Genomic DNA, 19,904 nt, shown 5'->3' with positions numbered 1-19,904 from the left:
CTGTGCAGTGTAACGGATCGGCGGATCGCCGAGAAGCAATGAAGCGGTAATGATTCCGATAGTTTCCATTTTTGACGCTTCGTGCGGCCGGTTTGTGAGCTGTGTTGTAATTAGTATGTAAACACATTGATAAAGAAATGAGCATGGACTAAAACCATTATATCCCTACAACAGGTCAGACCTCCTACTACTCAGGAGCTTTACTATGATGGTTCTTAGCATTGTTGCATTTGTCGTTATCCTGGGCGCGCTGTTCTATCACCGCGTCAATCTTCCTATTAGCAGCCTGATTTTGCTGGCGTTTACCGCCGTGATGGGCGCAATCAACCTGTGGACGCTGTGGCTGTTGCTGCCGCTGGCGATCATTTTGTTGCCACTGAACATCCCTGCCGTACGTCGCGCATTATTCTCAGGACCGGCGCTTCGCACCTTCCGTAAGGTCATGCCCGCCATGTCCCGCACGGAAAAAGAAGCCATTGAAGCCGGTACGACGTGGTGGGAAGGCGATCTGTTTGGCGGTAAGCCAGACTGGAAAAAGTTGCAGGATTACCCGGAACAACGCCTGACCGAAGAAGAGCAGCGCTTTATCGACGGCCCGGTGGAAGAAGCCTGCCGCATGGCGAATGATTTTGAGATAACCCATGAACTGGCCGATTTGCCGCCGGAGCTGTGGGCGTATCTGAAAGAACATCGCTTCTTCGCGATGATCATTAAGAAAGAATACGGCGGTCTGGAATTCTCCGCTTACGCCCAGGCGCGCGTTTTACAGAAACTGGCAGGTGTGTCCGGCATTCTGGCGATCACCGTCGGCGTTCCGAACTCCCTCGGTCCGGGCGAACTGCTGCAACATTACGGCACTGAAGAACAAAAAGATCACTATCTGCCACGTCTGGCCGAAGGTCTGGAAATTCCGTGTTTCGCGCTGACCAGCCCTGAAGCCGGTTCTGATGCCGGTGCAATCCCCGATTTCGGTATCGTCTGTAAAGGCCAGTGGCAGGGCAAAGAAGTGCTCGGCATGCGCCTGACGTGGAACAAGCGTTACATCACGCTCGCACCGATTGCCACCGTGCTCGGTCTGGCGTTCAAACTGAAAGATCCCGATCACCTGCTCGGCAATGATACCGAACTGGGCATCACCTGTGCGCTGATCCCGACTGATACCAAAGGCGTGGAAATCGGCCATCGTCACTTCCCGCTTAACGTCCCGTTCCAGAACGGCCCGACGCGCGGTAATGACATTTTCGTACCAATTGACTTCATCATCGGCGGCCCGAAAATGGCCGGTCAGGGCTGGCGTATGCTGGTGGAATGCTTGTCGGTTGGCCGTGGCATTACGCTGCCCTCCAACTCAACCGGCAGCCTGAAATCACTGGCGCTGGCGACCGGTGCTTACGCCTATATCCGCCGTCAGTTCAAACTGCCGATCGGCAAAATGGAAGGCATCGAAGAACCGCTGGCGCGCATTGCGGGTAACGCTTATGTGATGGACGCTGCGGCGACGCTTATCACCAACGGCATCATGCTTGGCGAAAAACCGGCAGTGCTGTCGGCGATTGTGAAATACCACTGTACGCACCGTGGCCAGCGCGCCGTGATGGATGCGATGGATATCACCGGCGGGAAAGGCATTATGCTCGGTAAGAGCAACTTTGTGGCTCGTACCTATCAGGGCGCGCCAATTGCGATTACCGTCGAAGGTGCCAATATTCTCACCCGCAGCATGATTATCTTCGGTCAGGGCGCGATCCGTTGCCATCCTTACGTTCTGCGCGAAATGGCGGCGGCAGAGAAAAACGATCTGGTTGATTTTGACCGCGCACTGTTCGGACATCTCGGCCACGTCGGCGGCAACACCATGCGCAGTTTCTGGCTCGGCCTGACCCGTGGCCGCACCAGCGATACGCCGGTGAATGACGCGACCGCCCGCTACTATCAACACATCAACCGTCTGAGTGCCAACCTTGCGCTGCTGGCTGACGTGTCGATGGGCGTGCTCGGCGGCAGCCTGAAACGTCGTGAACGTATTTCGGCGCGCCTCGGCGATATCCTCAGCCAGATGTATCTGGCGACCGCCACGCTGAAACGTTTTGATGAAGAAGGTTGTCACGAAGCCGATTTACCGCTGGTTCACTGGGGCGTGCAGGATTGTCTGCATCAGGCAGAAGTGGCGATTGACGACTTGCTGCGTAACTTCCCGAACCGCTTTATCGCAGGCTTGATGCGTCTGGTGGTGTTCCCGCTGGGCGGCACGCACGCGGCACCGTCCGACCGTCTGGACCATGAGCTGGCGCGTATTCTGCAGGTACCGTCTGCGACCCGCAGCCGCATAGGTCGCGGTCAGTATCTGACGCCAAGCGAGCACAACCCGGTCGGTTTGCTGGAGCAGGCGCTGGAAGATATTCTGGCTGCCGAACCGGTGCATAAACGCCTGTGTGACGCGATGGGTAAAAAGCTGCCGTTCACCCGTCTGGATATTCTGGCGCAGAAAGGTCTGGATGCCGGTCATCTGAGCGCCGACGATGCGCGAATTCTCAGCCGCGCGGAAGAGAGCCGTCTGCGTTCTATCAACGTTGATGAATTCGAACCTCACGAACTGGCCGCACACCAGCCGAAGCAAGAGGAAGCCAGCGTAAAAAAGGATGAAGCGAAACCGCGTCATACCGAAGCCGCGTAATCCAAAAGATTAACGGATCAAAAAAGCCTGAGTGTTTACGCACTCAGGCTTTTTTTTCAACATTTCGCCGGATTACCCTAAATAAATCGGGTTGCAGGGAGCACCACGAAATCTGACGGGCAATCAGAAGAAGTATTTAAAGCGGACACGCCCGCCATACCTTTGATCGCTGTCGTTATCGTTGCTGTAATGTTTATCCGCTTCCAGCATTGACACATACGCGCCCAGATAGACGTTGAAGTTTTGCATGTTCATCACGTTCGGGATCAGGTAACTCGCGTGGATCGTATGAATATCGTAGCTACCCGGTTCACTGAACCAGTCATCGCCGGCGTTATCGTTATCCATCGGGCGCAGGCCGTTAGCATTAAATTCTTCTATGCGGTTATGCGCGAAGATGTAACCCAGTTCGAAGTTCTTCCACAGCGCGTTGGTGCCGACGGTAAAGTCTTTCTCGTCAGAAGCATCCATGTACGCCGTACTCAGGTTCGCCACAATGCCGTCCTGCGGATCGGCTTTCTGACCGTTCCACGTCATCGTCATACCGTAACCGTTACGTTTGGACTGATCGATGGTTTCACCCTGATCGTTCTTATAGCCGTAAGCATTATTGACGACGTTGGTTTCCATTGCCGCCGCGATGGAGAACGCATCCCCTTTCCAGGCAATGATCGGACGCAGATACGCGACGTTTTTATCCTGTTCGAGTTTGTTGCCGTGGTAGTTTTGATCGGCAAACAGCGAGGTGCCATTTTCCATCAACGTGTTCAGTTCGAAATACCAGTTGCCGATATTTTTGTTCAGCAAAATATTACCGCCGCTGTCACTACGTCCGCGCCCTTCTTTCATCATGTACACATAGCCGTAGCCATCAGCGTACAAATCGTTGGCGGTATTACCGGAGTATTCAATAAAGGTATCCTGATTCAGCGGGAACATATCGTACGCTTCGAAGCGGCCGATTTTCGCCATCCAGTTTTTCTCTTCACCGAAGAAGAATGCTGCATCATCGACATTGGTCGAACCGTTGAGATCCGCAGTCGGCTGCACCGAGAAACCGGAGAATTGCCCGTTGTCATTACGGCGGTAACCATCAAGACCAATCAACAAACGGCCATTAACATCCCAGCGTTCATTGCTGCCCGCCCATTTATTCCCGTCACCGCTTTTAGCCGATATTAATTGACCGGTACGGCTTGCGCCGTCTACGTTAAATTCCACGTCGCCATACAATTTCAAATTATCGAAGCCATTTAACGTCAATGGTTTGCTGGTCGAGATACCGTCAGATTTCACTTCCACCGGCGTGGCTTCTTTCACACTGGCAATTTCCTGCTCGCGTTGTACATCTTGTTTTTTCAACTGTTGGATCTGTTTCTCTGCCGTATCTGCCCGCGCTTCCGCCTGCTGAAGACGCTGCTCGAGCACTGCCATACGGGCTTCCAGGCTGGAGGACGAACCCGCAGCCAGCACGGAACCCGACACAGCAAGACCAATCAATAAGGCAATTGGCTTAATTTTCATCATATATTGATGTCCTTTTCTTATACCCAGATTAACGATCAGCATTGAATTAAATTCAGCTGTATTATTTTATAGAAATAAGAGCCAGAGGCGTTTTGGCGAGAAATGAAGATAATAGCCAGAGGAATCAACTGTCAAAAAACAAACCGGGGAAACGTGAAGTAAAACTGTTATAACGAAATTTCGCACTTACAAAACCAATAAACGTAACACGGGGCGCCTTTATTCAAGGCGCCCCGTAAATAGATTATTTAGATAAATACGATTTAATTATTTATCGGCTGAATCATCAATACTCAGTTTTTTTTAGGACGGACTTTCGCAGTCAGGCCTTTGAGGAAATAGCGCAGAACCTGATCGCCGCACGGACGGTAGTTCTTGTGGCCTTCTTTGCGGAAGAACGCGCTCAGTTCACCTTCGGAGACTTTGAAATCTGCCGCATTAAGCACGGCGATCAAATCTTCGGTTTTCAGCTCAAATGCCACACGCAGCTTTTTCAGCATGATGTTATTGGTCAGACGTTTTTCCACTTCCGGCGCCGGGAAGCGATCGTCTTTGCCACGTTTGAAGGTAATCAGGCCATTCAGGAAATTTGCCATCACTTCGTCAGGCACTTCCATATAACCTTCTTCATCTTCTTTTTTCAGATAGCGGGACATCACGTCAGGACTGACCGGCGTGCCCGTTGTCTTGAGGATCTCAATCAGTTGACCTTCGCTCATATCCAGCATGTAGCGGACGCTGCGTAAGACATGGTTGTGCATCATAATTCTGTATTCCTGTTAAAAGTAAACCGAGGAAATGCCACCGGGTTTACCCCTACGCACCTCGAAGGCGTGCATTATACAAGAAACTCACAGGATTAGCTGAACTGACGGATGCGTGCGATGAGAGACTCCACGTCGTCAATTTGTGATGCCGTAATCATTAACTTTTGACCCAGGCTCAGGGCATGACGCTGACAATCGGCACGCATCGCGTCGTCTTTGATGGCATCGAGATCGGCAACGTGCGCCAGCCCGATAGTGCGGCGAATCAGCTCCGCACCACAGTAGCCAACCGTATCGCGCCAGACCTCTTGCAGGAAAATCTCCGCGTAGCCCGGTTCCGCCAGAGCCGGATCCTGTGACTTCTCGCGCGCCAGTTGCAGAAAACGTTCGCTGAAACTCAGCCACAGCTCGCGCACATCTTTCAGACGTTGCTCACGACCGTCCGCCGCCTCGCGCACGCCCACCAGCCCCGGCAGACCGCAATAGTTCAGCAGAAGGTTACCGATAGCAGAACCGGGATCAAATCCGATCGGTCCGTAATAGCCGAACTCGGCATCGATCGCTTTCAGTTTCCCTTCGGCGACAAAAATCGAGCCGCTGTGGATATCGCCGTGCAGCAGTGCTTCGGCTTTACTCAGGAAACGATGTTTCAGTGAAGCCACCGCCAGACGCAGCGGTTTATCTTCACGCAGCGCAGTCACTTCCGGCAGCAACACCGGATCAACGTTATTGCGCTCGTGATCGACATAGGGATCGGTGAAGAACAGATCTTCAGTGATCTGGCACAGTTCAGGGTTGGTGAACCGCGAAACCTCGGCTTTCTTGGTCTGCGCGTTCTGATAAAAATCGGAAGTGTGGAACAGCGTCTGCGCCAGATATTCCCCCAGCTGGCTGGCGGCCTGCGGGAAATATTTCCCCTGCACCAGCTCGCTGCGCCAGATCTGATGATCCGATAAATCTTCCTGCACCATCACCGCCAGTTCCGCATCGTGATGCAAAACGGTAACGGTATGCTGCGGGCAATATTTTCCGTGAATAATCAGGGTTTCGGCTTCGATTCGGGCGCGGTCTAAGGTCAGCGGCCAGGATTCACCCACGCAGCGTACATAAGGCAACGCCTGTTTAACGATCACCCGGCTTTTCCCCGCCGAATCGCGGATCTTGAACACCAGATTCAGGTTTCCGTCACCGATTTCATCGGCGGTCACCAGGGATTGCGGATCTGCCACGCCACCAAACTGGCGGGCATATTCAACGGCATCTGCGGCGGTAAACGTGTAGTAGCGCGACATCCTGACCTCTCGAATTCTTTTTTCAGCCTTAAAAGCGTTTAGACGTCTATACATCTATAAAACATGTTGGCAGAATAAGTAATCAGATGCAACCGGGCAACAAGGATTTAACCAACCATGCAAAGCCTCACAACCACCAGTTTACGTATTCGTGAAAATCAGCTGTGGATCCTCGATCAGCAGGCCCTGCCGCAGCGTTCTGACTGGCGCGAATGTCGCGACGTCAGTGAGCTGGTGGATCACATTCGCAGCCTGCGCGTCCGGGGCGCGCCGCTGATTGGCTTATCCGCCAGCCTGCTTCTGGCAATGCTGGCCGAAAATGGTATGCCGCAGGATGCACTGCATCATTCACTGGACAGGCTTCGCGCTTCGCGCCCGACGGCGGTGAACCTGATGAATAATCTCGACCGGATGAAAATCGCTTTGCAGCGACCTGATTTCGTTACCGCGCTGGTGGAAGAAGCGTTGCGCCTGGTTGATGAGGATCGCACATTGTGCGAAAGCATTGCGACGCACGGCGCAACACTGGTCACGCCCGGCAGCCGCTTACTGACCCACTGCAACACTGGCGGACTGGCGACCGCAGGCGTCGGCACCGCGATTGGCGTGATCCGTCGGGCGCACGAACAGGGTCATGTGCAGCAGGTTTGGGTGGATGAAACCCGCCCGCTGTTACAGGGCGGACGTCTCACCGCCTGGGAACTTGGCGAGCTGGGTATTCCTTATCAGCTGATTTGTGACTCAATGGCAGCAAGCCTGATGGCACAAAAACAGGTCGATGCTATCTGGGTCGGCGCTGACCGCATCGCCGCCAACGGTGACGTGGCGAATAAAATCGGCACTTACAGTCTGGCGGTTCTGGCAAAATATCACGGCATTCCGTTCTACGTCGCCGCGCCACATACCACGCACGATCCGCACTGCCCGGACGGTGCCGCCATTCCCATTGAACAGCGCGATGCCCGCGAAGTCACCGGCGTTACCGGCAGCTTTGGTTCCGTTCAGTGGGCACCGGTGGATGCGCAGGTGTACAACCCGGCGTTTGATGTGACACCGGCGGAATTGATCAGCGGATGGGTGCTGGATATCGGCGTGGTAACGCCGGAGCAGGTGAAAGAAGGCATTTTCCACCAGACGCTGATCTAAACAATTTTCATCCAATATAACGGCACCTGGAGGGTGCTGTTTTTTTATGCAATAGATAAAAAACAGTACAAATGTAAGGAAACCGAAAGGGGTTATCTGTTAATATTATTCTTAGCCATTTTATTTTTATTGCCTGCCATCGCTGAGGCTATTTCAGCACGTGCATCCAACAGAAATTGGCTATTCGTTTATTGTGTCTGCCTTTAAGTGAAATACCTGTACGTAAAAAAACACAAAATTTTAGTTAAGTTATTTATTAATTAACGGACGTTTATCTTTCGTTGAATATATATAAAATGGACAAGGAAAAGTAACATGATGAAATCAGTTTTGGTTCTGTCGGCATTGATTACAGCAGGCACATTAACCGGCTGTGCCACAGAATCTTCGCGTACTCTGGAAGTCCAGAAAGTCGCTTCTTATAACACGCAATATAATGGCCCACGCAGCCCGATTTCAGTCGGTAAATTTGATAACCGTTCCAGCTACATGAGCGGGATTTTCTCCGACGGTGTTGATCGTCTGGGGAATCAGTCTAAAACCATTCTGGTTACCGATCTGCAACAGACCGGCCGCTTCAATGTGTTAGACCGTACCAACATGGCCGAAATTAAAGAAGAAGCCGGTATTAAAGGCCAGGCTCAGACCCTGAAAGGCGCAAACTACGTGATCACCGGTGACGTCACCGAGTTTGGTCGTAAAGAAGTGGGCGACAACCAGCTGTGGGGCATCCTTGGTCGCGGTAAGCAACAAATTGCCTATGCAAAAGTCAGCCTGAACGTGGTGAATGTTCAGACCTCAGAAGTGGTTTATTCCTCTCAGGGCGCAGGCGAATACTCCCTGTCCAACCGCGAAATTATCGGCTTCGGCGGTACTGCAAGCTATGACTCGACGTTAAACGGCAAAGTGCTGGATTTAGCGATTCGTGAAGCGGTGAATAATCTGGTTAACGGTATCGAAAGCGGTGCATGGCGCCCGACTCATTAATAATACGGATGTTATAAAATGACCTTAAGCAAAACCCAAAGTACGCTGGTAAAAGGCGGACTTATTACCCTGCTGTTATTATTAGCGGGCTGTTCTACAAAGGCGGATAAATCGCTCTATAACTGGGACAATTATCAAACAACGGTATACCAGTACTATCAGGGCGATAAAGTTGGCCCTGAGGAGCAAATCGCCTCACTGAAAGAATCGATTGAGAAATCCCGTGCGACGAATAAAGCGGTTCCACCGGGCCTGCACGCCCAGCTGGGATTACTTTATGCCAACACCGGCCATACTGATTTAGCATTCCAGGAATTCAATACTGAAAAAAGCCTGTTCCCGGAATCAGCAACTTACATGGACTTTTTGCTGAAGAATAAAGGGAAAACTAAATGAAGCGTTTATTCGTATTATTGACAGTCGCTTTCACGCTGGTGCTGACCGGCTGCGCAAAGAAACCGGGATATGATTACACCGCGTTTAAAGAGAGCAAGCCGAAATCGATTCTGGTACTGCCGCCGGTAAACCATTCACCGGACATCAACGCCAGCCACAGTATGCTTTCCACCGTAACCACGCCGCTGGCGGAAGACGGCTACTATGTTTTCCCGGTTGCCGTGGTGGAGGAAACCTTCAAGCAGAACGGCATGACGTCGGCGGAAGATATCCGTTCAGTCAGCGCGGCGAAGTTACGTGAGATCTTCGGTGCGGACGCTGCGCTGTACATTGATATCACCAGCTATGGCAGCACCTATATGGTGGTTTCCAGCGAAACGCGCGTGACGGCGAATGCCAAACTGGTCGATTTGCGTAATGGCAAAGTGTTATGGACCGGCAACGCTACAGCCTCGGACAATGAAAACAGCAACAACAACGGCGGCATCATCGGAATGTTGGTGCAGGCGGCAGTGAAGCAAATCTCCAGCACGATGTCCGATAAAGGTCATGATATTGCCGGGCTCACCAGCTATCGCCTGCTGAGTGCAACGCAGACTGACAGCCTGCTGTATGGCCCACGTTCGCCAGAATATGGCAAAACAGTCACGCGCTAAGCACGCTCAGGTGTTGCTGGCAGTCTGGACAGCGCAGTACGCAAAACAGCCTGTTCAGGCACCAGACTGCTCATCTGACCGGCACAAAAAAACCACCTTCGGGTGGTTTTTTTTGTGCCGCTAATTCAACCTTAAAATGTTTAAAGCCTTTCAAATGGCAAAACATCACTCTCCCAACCGCGGGTATGCATCGGCGATTTTATCGCCCGTAAAGTGCGCCACCCACCCTTCCTGATTATCAAATACGCGTATCGCCGTGAACGACGGAGAGCCGCCCATATCAAACCAGTGGCGGGTATTGGCAGGAACGGAAATCAGGTCGTTCTTCTCACACAGGATCTGGTAAATCTTGCCGTTGAGATGCAGGCAAAACAGCCCGGCACCTTCGACGAAGAAACGCACCTCGTCTTCGCCATGGGTATGCTCGGAGAGGAATTTGGTGCGCAGTACTTCACGCTGTTCGTTGTCAGGGCGCATGCTGATAACGTCCCAGCTCTGGTAACCCTTTTCTGCCACCAGCTTGTCGATTTCATGCTGATAGGCGGCGATCACGTCCTGCGGCTGCGGGTTTTCGCCTAAATCACGATCGGCCTGCCAGCGCTCGAAACGCACGTCAATTTTGTTCAGTTCGGTGGCAATTGCGTCACCGTCGCGGCTTTCCCAGACGGGGGCCGAAGGATCCTGGTCACTAAAAATCGTCAATGCACTCATGGTCAACCCTCTTATAAGAATGTTTCTAAGGCTATCTGATCAAAACGATTAACTTGCAGGTGATCGCTGACATCATCGGCATCGTCGCGGATCAGCTGACAGGTGTGCCAGCCCGCTAAACGCGCGGCGTCGAGTTCCTGACGGATGTCAGATAAAAACAGTAAATCCTGTGGCGGTAAAATCAGTTGCTCGGCGATGTTCTGATACGATTCAGTCTCGCGCTTGGCGCCCACGCGGGTATCGAAATAACCGCTAAACAGCGGCGTTAAATCGCCCGCGTCGCTATGACCGAACAGCAGTTTTTGCGCATCCACCGAACCGGAAGAATAGACGCAGAGCTTCAGGCCATCTTCATGCCACGCCTGCAACTGCGGCGCGACGTCCTCATACAGATGTCCGCGAAAATCTCCGTTTTCATAGCCGGTACGCCAAATGATGCCCTGCAACACTTTCAGCGACGTCGATTTCACGTCGTTATCCATATAAGTGAAAAGCTGCTCGATCAGCGCTTCGATACTGGCCTGCGGCCTGTCGATTTCGGCACGCAGGGCATCGAGTGCGGCTGCGACGTCAGGTTGTTCGTGCTCATGACGCAGGAATTCGGCCAGACGCTGACGTGCATAAGGAAATAAAACCTGATGCACGAAACGAATGTCAGTGGTAGTGCCTTCAATATCAGTGACGATGGCGCGGATCATTTTGCCTCCAGCAGACGACGTTGCAGTTCACACTGGAACAGGAATTCCAGCCCTTCCAGATGGCGACGCGCCTCGGCTACATCTTTGCCCCAGCAGGTCAACCCGTGGCCACGCAGCAGAAAACCATACTGCAATGGCGCGTGCTCTGTTGAAGCCATAATTTTATCAGCCAGCGCGGGAATTTCCTGGCTGTTGTCAAAAATAGGAATAAGCACCCGATCCAAATGCGTCGTCTGGCCGCTGAGGGATTTCTGCATCTCGTAGCCCTCCAGCACCAGCGTACCGCTGCGTTCCACGCGCGACAGTACCGTCGAATTCACCGAATGGGTATGCAGCACCGCGCCGATTTGCGGGTCAAGGGAATAGAGCATGGTATGCAGACCGGTTTCCGCTGAAGGACGACGCCCCTCCGGTGCCCGCCCGCTTGCCAGTTCGACCCGCAGGAAATCCTCTGCGGTCAGCGAACCTTTGTCTTTGCCCGATTCGGTGATAAGGCAATGTTCTTCGCCCGAACGCACCGACATATTGCCGCCGGTCGCCGGGCTCCAGCCCTTCTGACCAATCCAGTGACAGGCCGCCAGCAGCGCGCCCAGTTGCAAATTTTCTGTCATCGTATTCCTGAAAAACCGTGCGTTGATGGGCTGATTTCGAGGTGAAAATCGCGATATATAAATATTTGATATGTTCTAGACTGAATTGGCATTTAGCCATCTAAGCGTCTTGATTGCCAAATATTAACATCGTGTTATATTGTGAGCAACATCGCTATCTGCACCGGTCCAGGAGTATTGACCCGCCATGAGCACAGCCGCACTGATCCCCCAAAGCAAACTTCCCGCATTAGGCACCACGATTTTTACTCAGATGAGTGCTCTGGCGCAGAAACATAACGCCATTAATCTCTCGCAGGGTTTTCCTGATTTCGACGGCCCCGAGTATCTGCGCGAGCGTCTGGCTTACCACGTCAGTCAGGGATCGAACCAGTACGCGCCGATGACCGGTACTGCACCGCTACGTGAAGCCATTGCCGCGAAAACCGAAAAGATTTACGGCTTCGCGCCCGACGCCAATACCGACATCACCATCACTGCCGGTGCGACGGAATCCCTGTACATCGCGATTACCGCGCTGGTGTCGAAAGGTGACGAAGTGATTGCCTTCGACCCGAGCTATGACTGCTACGCTCCTGCGGTGGAACTGGCAGGCGGCGTGATGAAGCGCATCCAGCTCCAGCCGCCGGAATTCAAAGTGAACTGGGCGGAATTCGCCGATCAGGTCACCGACCGCACCAAACTGGTGATCATCAATACCCCACACAATCCATCGGCGACCGTCTGGCAAGACAGCGACGTCGAGCAACTCTGGCAGGTCATTGCCGATCGCCACATTTTTGTCCTCAGCGACGAAGTGTACGAGCACATCTGCTTTGCACCAGAAGGTCACGCCAGCGTGCTGCGCCATCCGCAGCTGCGTCAGCGCGCCATTGCGGTTTCGTCGTTTGGTAAGACTTATCACATGACCGGCTGGCGTGTCGGGTATTGCATCGCACCGGCGGTCATCAGCGCCGAACTGCGCAAAGTGCATCAGTATCTGACGTTTTCGATCACCACCCCGGTTCAGCTGGCGCTGGCAGATATGCTGCGTGAAGCGCCGGAGCACTGGCAGGAATTACCGGCATTTTATCAGGCCAAGCGCGACCGTCTGGCGCAGGGGCTGGCGAACAGCCGCCTGAAAGTGTTGCCGAGCCAGGGAACCTATTTCCTTCTGGTCGATTACAGCGATGTATCCAGTCTTGACGATGTTGCATTCTGCCACTGGCTGACTGAACATGTGGGCGTGGCGGCCATTCCGATGTCGGTATTCTGCGCCGCACCTTTCCCACATAAACTGATCCGGCTGTGCTTCGCCAAACAGGAAGCCACGCTGGACGCGGCTTCGGAGCGCCTGTGTCAACTTTAAAACTGTCCGTACTGCAACAGCCGCTGGTGTGGCTGGACGGCGAGGCTAACCTCGCCCATTTCGACAGCCTGCTCGGCGCGCTGACCGGTCGGGATCTGATAGTCCTGCCGGAAATGTTCACCACCGGCTTTGCCATGCAGGCACCGGGCAGCGCGCTGCCGCAGTCTCGCGTGGTGCAGTGGCTGCAACAGTGGGCGCAAAAACTCAATGCAATGATTGGCGGCAGCGTGGCGCTGAGCACCACCGACGGCGCCGTGAACCGTTTCCTGCTGGTTGAACCGCAGGGCAACGTCCATTTTTATGATAAGCGCCACCTGTTCCGCATGGCCGGTGAGCACAATTATTATGTTCCCGGTAAACGCCGTGAAATCGTCGAATGGCGCGGCTGGCGGATCCTGCCGCAGGTCTGCTACGACCTGCGTTTCCCGGTCGCGTCGCGCAATAAACAGGATTACGATCTGGCGCTCTACGTCGCCAACTGGCCTGCCCGACGCAGCCATCACTGGCAGACACTGCTCACCGCCCGCGCCATAGAAAATCAGGCCTACGTGGCCGGATGTAACCGCGTCGGCGATGACGACAACGGCCATCATTACAGCGGCGACAGCCTGATTATCAATCCGCAGGGTGAAGAGCTGGCGCGCGCAGAGCCGGGCTCAGCGATGATCATTCAGGCCGAATTGTCGCTGGAAGCGTTGCAGGATTATCGCGAGTCCTTCCCCGCATGGCGCGATGCCGATACGTTTTTACTGCACGATTAATCCGTCCGCACCTCAGCGCTTCATCAGAACGCTGAGCAGTTTTTTGACCGCCGGGGAATGCTCGAACCGGCGGTACACCAGCCATAGCTCGCTCTCTTTCAACGTATTTTGCGGCACAATAAACCGTACACCTGGCAGTTGGATCACGGATACCGACGCGGGAACCAGCCCCACGCCCAGCCCTGCCGCCGCCAGACTGACAATACTTGCCACATCCCTGACCTGCTGAGCGACCTGCGGCGTGAATCCGGCCTGCGCGCAGGCATCCTGCACTTCCTGCCCCAGCCCGATCCCCGGTTTATCGTCCATCAGCAGCCATTCATCTTGCGCCAGAGCCTCCAGCGGCAAACGGCTTTCTGCGGCTAACGGGTGCAGATGATGCAGGGCAATCAGCAAAGGTTCACGGCTGAAGAGCTGCTGCTCCAGCCCGTCCGGCAGAAGGCCATAGGGCGCGCGAACAATCGCCACATCGAGAATCTCATCGGCCAACGCCTTGAACATAGCGTCCACCGGATACGGCGACAGTCCGATGGTCACGCGTGGCGCAATGCGGTGAAACTGATTGAGTCGCTCCGGCAGCAAGCCATTGAGCATCGCACTGGCGACGTGCCCCATCGCCACCGTTCCCTGCTCACCGCGCGCAGTGCGCTGAGCCTCACGCACGCCGCTCTCGGCGATCTGTAACGCCAGCCGCGCCTTTTGCTCGAAGGCCACACCGGCTTGCGTCAGCGTCAGACGGCGGTTGGCGCGCACAAACAGCCGCACATCCAGCCGCTCCTCCAGCGCTTTGATCTGCTGGCTCAGCGCCGGTTGGGCGATCAACAACATTTCCGCCGCCCGCCCCATGTGTAACTCTTCCGCCAGCGTGACGAAATAGCGTAAGTGTTTGAAGTCCATCCGCCCTGCTCTGTGTAAAATCGATAAGAAAAACGTATCAATAATACCGTAACGATGCAATTGATCGCCGACTTTTAAAGGCTCAGAGTAAAGGTAATTTAGTTACGCAGGAAATCATCATGAAAAGCCAGACCCCTCAGCACGCCCTGCAAGCCAGCGACGTCAATGATTTACGCAGCGCCATCGCGTTACTCAAACAGCACCACGGTCAGTACATCGAAACCGATCATATTGTCGATCCCAACGGCGAACTGGCGGGGGTTTACCGCCACATAGGCGCGGGCGGCACGGTTAAGCGCCCAACGCGCATTGGTCCTGCCATGATGTTCAATAACATCAAAGAGTATCCGGGCTCACGCGTGCTGGTCGGCGTTCACGCCAGCCGTCAGCGTGCCGGATTGCTGCTGGGCTGCAAACCGGAAGATCTGGCGTTTCACATGGGGCAAGCGGTTAAAAATCCGATCGAACCCGTGAACCTGAGTGCAGGATCCGCGCCCTGTCAGGAGCAGATTTTTCGTGCCGACGATCCGGATTTTGATCTGCGCAAACTGCTGCCCGCACCGACCAACACGCCGCTGGATGCTGGTCCGTTCTTCTGCCTCGGGCTGGTGCTGGCAAGCGATCCGGAACTGGGCGTGAGCGATGTGACCATCCACCGTTTATGCGTACAGGGCAAAGACGAACTGTCGATGTTTCTGGCCGCCGGGCGTCATATCGAAGTGTTCCGCCAGAAAGCCGAAGCCGCCGGTAAACCGCTGCCGATCACCATCAACATGGGGCTGGATCCGGCGATTTATATCGGTGCCTGTTTCGAAGCGCCGACCACCCCGTTTGGCTTCGACGAGCTTTCCGTGGCGGGCGCGCTGCGTAACCGCGCGGTGGAACTGGTGGACGCCGTTTCCGTACCGCAAAAATCTATAGCCCGCGCAGAGATAGTGATTGAGGGCGAACTTATCCCCAACGTCCGCGTGCAGGAAGATCAGCACACGCATACCGGCCACGCGATGCCGGAATTCCCTGGCTACTGCGGAGATGCCAATCCGTCGCTGCCGCTGATCAAAGTCACAGCGGTGACTATGCGCCATCAGGCGATTTTACAAACCCTGGTCGGCCCCGGCGAAGAGCACACCACACTGGCGGGCATCCCGACCGAAGCGAGTATTTACAACGCGGTAGAAGCCGCCATTCCAGGCTTCCTGCAAAACGTTTACGCCCACTCGGCGGGCGGCGGTAAATTTCTGGCGATCTTGCAGGTAAAAAAAAGGACCGCCACCGACGAAGGTCGTCAGGGACAGGCCGCGCTGATTGCGCTGGCAGCTTATTCAGAATTGAAAAACGTGATTCTGGTGGATGAGGATGTGGATCTGTTCGACAGCAGCGACGTGCTTTGGGCAATGTCGACGCGCTATCAGGGGGATAGCAGCACGACGTTTTTGCCGGGGATCCGCGGGCATCAGCTTGATCCGTCACAAATGCCGGATTATAGCCCGTCCATTCGCGATCGCGGGATCAGCTGTAAAACCATTTTCGACTGCACCGTGCCCTTTGCCCTGAAAGATCGCTTCGTTCGCGCCCCCTTCCAGGAAGTCGATCCACGCCCGTTTGCGCCGGAACTGTTTGATTAAAGCGTCAATATCTCAGCCATAAAACGAAAAAATCCCGCCAGGTTTATTCACCCGGCGGGCTTTGATTTATTGAGGAATTACTGAGATCAAACTGTCGGCAGCCCTGACGTCAGCGCATCGATTAACCCCTGATCCAGCACCTGTTGCGGATGCACCTGAATCTCAGAGCTGTATAACGGCGGCAGTTTCTGGCAATACGCATCCAGTTCAGCCTGTGTAATCGTCGGTACTCCGTACTGGAATGAGTCCGGGTTTTCTGCGGGCAATGCCCCTTCCATTGTCGATCCGTAAGCGCCGAGTTCAATCAGGCTGTGTGATGACTCATCCGGACCATGAGAAAATACAAAAGTACCGTATTTAGGATGGCCGAGATAAGGAAGTACTTTTTCATCGCCCTGACTGTTTCGCAGGTTATAACGCAACTGAGCATAATTGCGGGTCACCAGCAAAAATGCCGTCTGAATAAGCGAGGCTTTTTCGTTACCGGATAAGCAAAGCAGCAAATTACCGAAGTAATCGAGAAATGCGACCGAATTCCCCTTACCGCCCTGCGCAATATCAGTATTCGCCGCATCAATCATGAATGGCGCCAGCCCGGCATCCGGCGCGCCACGTGTTGGCGCGGTATATTGCAGCGCATCCGGATAGATGGCCTTCAACGCCACCACGATCGGGTCATCTGACGGCAGCTCTTTAATATTTTTTAACTGATCCGGCGGCAAATCCGAATTGATGCTTTCTTTTACCTGAGTCAGGGTGGCATCGAAAATCGATTCACACAGCGCCAGCGTCTGAACATTAATCACGTCTTCAGTAAAGAACGCCGGTACCGGCGCAGAACTGGCCGGACGGGAGAAACAGTTATCCCCGTTCACGGCCGGATAACTGAATGTATCCTGCGCCACCAATGCCAGTTCGGGAGTAAGTGAAGGGAAATCCGCCCTGGTATCATAATTGATACCAGAATAGGTATCGAAAGCCGCGGAAATAACCTTAAAACCGCCGGTAATAATCGAACCGGTACACATGCAACATGGGTCGAGCGAGGTCACAATGGTAATATCCGACGGTGCAGGCATTTCAATACCTTGAGCAATTTGATCGTAATACCAGTCGATCAGTTGTCTTTCACCGTGAGCGGTCGGGTCATTGGTTTTATTATCTATAACGACGTTATTATGGATTGCATTCAGCACATTACCGCTGGCATCCAGCATCACCCCACCGACGCTGAAAGTATTCTGACAATACGCCAGCATCGCCTGATCCGCTGCAGCAGCAGCGGCGGCTTCAACAGTAGAATACGTGGCTTTGACCGCGGTTGTTTTTTGCGAGTTACAATTACAATTACACATATTAATTCCTTCCATTAGATTAAGTGTATTGATTGAGGTTCAATAATTCGTAAAGCGTCGTTGATTAATAACGCCGAAATTAAAGAGACTGCATCGTGACAAGTTAATCTTCATTTAAACAATGGAAGGTGTTGTGCCAGTACTGGCACCAGAATGAGTTATTAAAAAATGTTTTACTGGCGTCGATGTTTAATTTATTTATTTACAACTTGGATAAATATAATATTTTCATTCACGCTCTGAATTAATGCATTTCAGAGCGTGAATATAATTAGCTATTCAGGTAATAACCGGAGATGACCGGAGAAAATGACGTTTAGATCGCGCCAATAAAATCAGACTTCCCAATCTTCACGCCAACGTGACGTAAAATATTGTACGCCGTGGTGACGTGGAAATAGAAGTTCGGGACAGCGAAGGTGGTGACGTAGCTGTGTGCGGTGAAGTTAAGTTCGAAGTTTTTTCCCTTCACGACGATCGGACGGGATTCATCGCCTTCCAGCTGTTGCGGTTTAACGCTTTCGATAAAGTGCAGGGTTTTCGCAATACGTTCCTGTAACTGCGCGAACGTGGTTTCGGTATCTTCCATCGCCGGTGCGGCGATACCGGCCAGGCGGGCGATTGCACCTTTCGACATATCGCTGGTGATCTGCACCTGACGCGCCAGCGGATACATATCTTCTGCCAGACGGGTGTTCAGGATCTCCTCTTCAGATTTCCCGTTTTCCTGCGCCCAGGCCGCGCCTTTCTCCAGCAATGCAGAGAGATTCTGTAAACCACGAACAAACTGTGCCGCCGTGCTGGCATAAAGTGATGCTGACATGATGCTTCCTTAATGAGTGTAGGGTTCAGAACAACCGGCGATAGATTAGCGCGTTATGGTCTGAACAGCGTGGCGTTTCGTAGTAGTGAAGTGTTACCGGAGATCATTTTTGCGAGTCGCCGCGCTCTTTTTGTCAACACTTGTAAGCAGACCGCTGTGTGGATCAGTTCTTGCATTCAATATCCCCGCAAAAACATCTGACAGAGGAAACCTGATGACCATCACCTTTATTGCACACTCCACGCCCGAACCTGCGTTGTACGGCGCGATGGCAGCGATACTTGCTGAATTGCGCGCGTTGCCGCTGTGTCACTTTCCCGTCAGTCATGATGCGCGACGTTTCCCGAATGCCCGTCAGCACGTCACGGCACAGGGGCATTCTCTGACCAGCGGACTGGTATGGCTTGAGCGCCTGACCGGGCGCGGTGCGGGTGCTGAATCCAGCCTGGAATCGCTGATTTATCGGGCACTTAAAGAGGATATCGTGGTGCCGCTGCGTGAGCCTCTCTCCGCAGAACTGAGCGCCCAAATCACCGCGCATGGCATCGAAACAGAATCATTAACCGTGGTGCGCCATCAGGATAAATTCCAGCTGGAAGACAGCACCACCGGTAAAGTTCGCAGTAACGGCTGGGGGCGCGATGCCTTCGGGCGCTGGGCGTTAGGTTCGGTGTCACAACCGGTCATGCGCGCCGGGAAAACCCTTCGCATCGCCTTAGTCGGGGATTTTGCTGAACAGCGCGACAGCTATCCGGCGATGCTCGCTGCACTGGGAGACGCCGCCGATGCACTGGCAATGAACATCGACGTGGTCTGGGTGACGCCTGCACTGCTCGGCAGTCAGCTCGACTCCACCCTGTTTGACGTCGACGGTATTATTTTGCCAGGCACCACGCTGACCCAGGGTGACCATCAGGCCGCAGCGCTGGCGACTGCCACGTGGGCGCTGGAAAACCCGACGCCGCTGCTGGGCATTAATCAGGGGATGCATCAGATGGTGACGGCACTGGGGCAGCGGGTGCTTGGGCAGGAGTGTGTGGTGATGCAGGGTCCGTCTACGCTAGGCAGCCTGCAAACCGCGCTGCCGCTGAGTGAGCACTCACAACCCCGTCTGGGCAATCACCCGGTTAAAACCTGTGCGGGCAGCCTGCTGGCACACAAAATGGGCGAGGAATTTACGCTGCGCTATAACCAGCGCCGTTATCTGAATCCGCAAATTCTCAGCGCACTGGAAAACGCCGGTCTTACGGTGTCTGGAATGGATGAAAGCGGGGAACAGGCGCAGGCGGTGGAACTGATGAATCATCCGTATTTCATCGGCGTTCAGGGCCAGCCTGAGCTGATGTCACGTCGCGAGCGCCCGAATCCGCTGCTGATGGCGTTCCTGCAACAGGTCCGCCAGAGTAACCGCGAATGCGACGTCAGCCACGCGGCGCTGACCAAAAGCGTACGCCTCAGGCATCCGCACTTCTCAATGGGGTGAAGGAAAGTATCGTTTCAATTATGCCCCCACGCGTCTTTAAATGAGCAATATCCCCCTCAAAACCACCGCGACCACATGACGCCCTCACCTTCAGGAGGGCTTACTGTCTGACCATTCCCTCATCGCCATCAGCCTGATCCCGCATTT

General features: G+C 53.8%; 18 protein-coding genes. 9 read left to right on the top strand and 9 right to left on the bottom strand.

What is annotated here, in order from left to right; genetic code table 11:
• The first annotated feature begins 205 nt into the window (after nt 1-205).
• Entirely contained in the window at nt 206-2,674 is a 2,469-nt protein-coding gene (gene fadE / locus TU92_RS04440) for an acyl-CoA dehydrogenase FadE (protein WP_112164751.1), read from the top strand.
• 123 nt (nt 2,675-2,797) lie between these two features.
• On the opposite strand, the gene TU92_RS04435 is transcribed toward fadE, so the two are convergent.
• The 3 genes from TU92_RS04435 to mtnK form a co-directional block, all read right to left on the bottom strand.
• Nucleotides 2,798-4,198 (bottom strand): carbohydrate porin, encoded by a 1,401-nt coding sequence (locus TU92_RS04435; protein WP_244207809.1) that lies wholly within the window; start codon nt 4,196-4,198, stop codon nt 2,798-2,800.
• A 296-nt stretch (nt 4,199-4,494) separates the two neighbouring features.
• On the bottom strand, nt 4,495-4,965 hold the full coding sequence (locus TU92_RS04430; RefSeq protein WP_112164749.1) for a YehS family protein: 471 nt from the start codon (nt 4,963-4,965) through the stop codon (nt 4,495-4,497).
• 95 nt (nt 4,966-5,060) lie between these two features.
• The gene (mtnK, locus tag TU92_RS04425) at nt 5,061-6,260 is read right to left on the bottom strand and encodes an S-methyl-5-thioribose kinase (protein ID WP_112164748.1); all 1,200 of its coding nucleotides are present in this window, start codon (nt 6,258-6,260) and stop codon (nt 5,061-5,063) included.
• A gap of 117 nt (nt 6,261-6,377) precedes the next feature.
• Between mtnK and mtnA the strand changes: the two genes are divergently transcribed.
• From mtnA to TU92_RS04405, 4 genes are all read left to right on the top strand, one after another.
• A complete protein-coding gene (mtnA, locus tag TU92_RS04420) occupies nt 6,378-7,406 on the top strand; it encodes an S-methyl-5-thioribose-1-phosphate isomerase (protein ID WP_112164747.1) in 1,029 nt (342 codons plus the stop codon).
• A 315-nt stretch (nt 7,407-7,721) separates the two neighbouring features.
• Nucleotides 7,722-8,393, top strand: coding sequence for a CsgG/HfaB family protein (locus TU92_RS04415; RefSeq protein ID WP_112164746.1), 672 nt, complete (start codon nt 7,722-7,724; stop codon nt 8,391-8,393).
• 18 nt (nt 8,394-8,411) lie between these two features.
• The gene (locus tag TU92_RS04410; protein WP_112164745.1) at nt 8,412-8,789 is read left to right on the top strand and encodes a DUF4810 domain-containing protein; all 378 of its coding nucleotides are present in this window, start codon (nt 8,412-8,414) and stop codon (nt 8,787-8,789) included.
• Nucleotides 8,786-9,445, top strand: a complete 660-nt coding sequence (locus TU92_RS04405; RefSeq protein ID WP_112164744.1) for a DUF799 domain-containing protein — start codon at nt 8,786-8,788, stop codon at nt 9,443-9,445. The genes TU92_RS04410 and TU92_RS04405 overlap by 4 nt, the downstream gene beginning before the upstream one ends.
• Before the next feature lie 165 nt (nt 9,446-9,610).
• Here TU92_RS04405 and TU92_RS04400 read toward each other — a convergent pair whose 3' ends face one another.
• From TU92_RS04400 to TU92_RS04390, 3 genes are read right to left on the bottom strand one after another with little or no spacing between them, the layout of a single operon-like run.
• Entirely contained in the window at nt 9,611-10,156 is a 546-nt protein-coding gene (locus TU92_RS04400) for a 1,2-dihydroxy-3-keto-5-methylthiopentene dioxygenase (protein WP_112164743.1), read from the bottom strand.
• A gap of 11 nt (nt 10,157-10,167) precedes the next feature.
• Entirely contained in the window at nt 10,168-10,854 is a 687-nt protein-coding gene (gene mtnC / locus TU92_RS04395; RefSeq protein ID WP_112164742.1) for an acireductone synthase, read from the bottom strand.
• Nucleotides 10,851-11,465, bottom strand: coding sequence for a methylthioribulose 1-phosphate dehydratase (locus TU92_RS04390; RefSeq protein ID WP_112164741.1), 615 nt, complete (start codon nt 11,463-11,465; stop codon nt 10,851-10,853). Before TU92_RS04390 ends, mtnC begins: the two co-directional genes overlap by 4 nt.
• A 187-nt stretch (nt 11,466-11,652) precedes the next feature.
• Here TU92_RS04390 and TU92_RS04385 point away from each other — a divergent pair, with 187 nt between their 5' ends.
• Both TU92_RS04385 and TU92_RS04380 read left to right on the top strand, forming a co-directional pair.
• A complete protein-coding gene (locus TU92_RS04385) occupies nt 11,653-12,813 on the top strand; it encodes a pyridoxal phosphate-dependent aminotransferase (protein WP_112164740.1) in 1,161 nt (386 codons plus the stop codon).
• On the top strand, nt 12,801-13,574 hold the full coding sequence (locus tag TU92_RS04380) for an amidohydrolase (protein WP_112164739.1): 774 nt from the start codon (nt 12,801-12,803) through the stop codon (nt 13,572-13,574). The genes TU92_RS04385 and TU92_RS04380 overlap by 13 nt, the downstream gene beginning before the upstream one ends.
• 12 nt (nt 13,575-13,586) lie before the next feature.
• Here TU92_RS04380 and TU92_RS04375 read toward each other — a convergent pair whose 3' ends face one another.
• Nucleotides 13,587-14,471, bottom strand: coding sequence for a LysR substrate-binding domain-containing protein (locus tag TU92_RS04375; protein ID WP_112164738.1), 885 nt, complete (start codon nt 14,469-14,471; stop codon nt 13,587-13,589).
• 119 nt (nt 14,472-14,590) lie between these two features.
• On the opposite strand from TU92_RS04375, the gene TU92_RS04370 reads away from it, so the two are divergent.
• A complete protein-coding gene (locus TU92_RS04370) occupies nt 14,591-16,096 on the top strand; it encodes a UbiD family decarboxylase (RefSeq protein ID WP_112164737.1) in 1,506 nt (501 codons plus the stop codon).
• An 86-nt stretch (nt 16,097-16,182) separates the two neighbouring features.
• Here the strand turns inward: TU92_RS04370 and TU92_RS04365 are convergent, their stop codons facing one another.
• Together TU92_RS04365 and TU92_RS04360 are read right to left on the bottom strand one after the other, a co-directional pair.
• On the bottom strand, nt 16,183-17,451 hold the full coding sequence (locus TU92_RS04365) for a nucleoside deaminase (protein ID WP_112164736.1): 1,269 nt from the start codon (nt 17,449-17,451) through the stop codon (nt 16,183-16,185).
• Nucleotides 17,452-17,767: 316 nt separating this feature from the next.
• On the bottom strand, nt 17,768-18,274 hold the full coding sequence (locus TU92_RS04360; RefSeq protein WP_112164735.1) for a DUF1993 domain-containing protein: 507 nt from the start codon (nt 18,272-18,274) through the stop codon (nt 17,768-17,770).
• Nucleotides 18,275-18,488: 214 nt separating this feature from the next.
• On the opposite strand from TU92_RS04360, the gene TU92_RS04355 reads away from it, so the two are divergent.
• Nucleotides 18,489-19,757 (top strand): glutamine amidotransferase-related protein, encoded by a 1,269-nt coding sequence (locus TU92_RS04355; protein ID WP_112164734.1) that lies wholly within the window; start codon nt 18,489-18,491, stop codon nt 19,755-19,757.
• The last annotated feature ends 147 nt before the right edge of the window (nt 19,758-19,904 follow it).

The organism is Rahnella inusitata (assembly GCF_003263515.1).
Lineage (GTDB): Bacteria > Pseudomonadota > Gammaproteobacteria > Enterobacterales > Enterobacteriaceae > Rahnella > Rahnella inusitata.
Note: the sequence above shows the minus strand (reverse complement) of the source record. Positions and strands in the feature narration are given on the sequence as shown.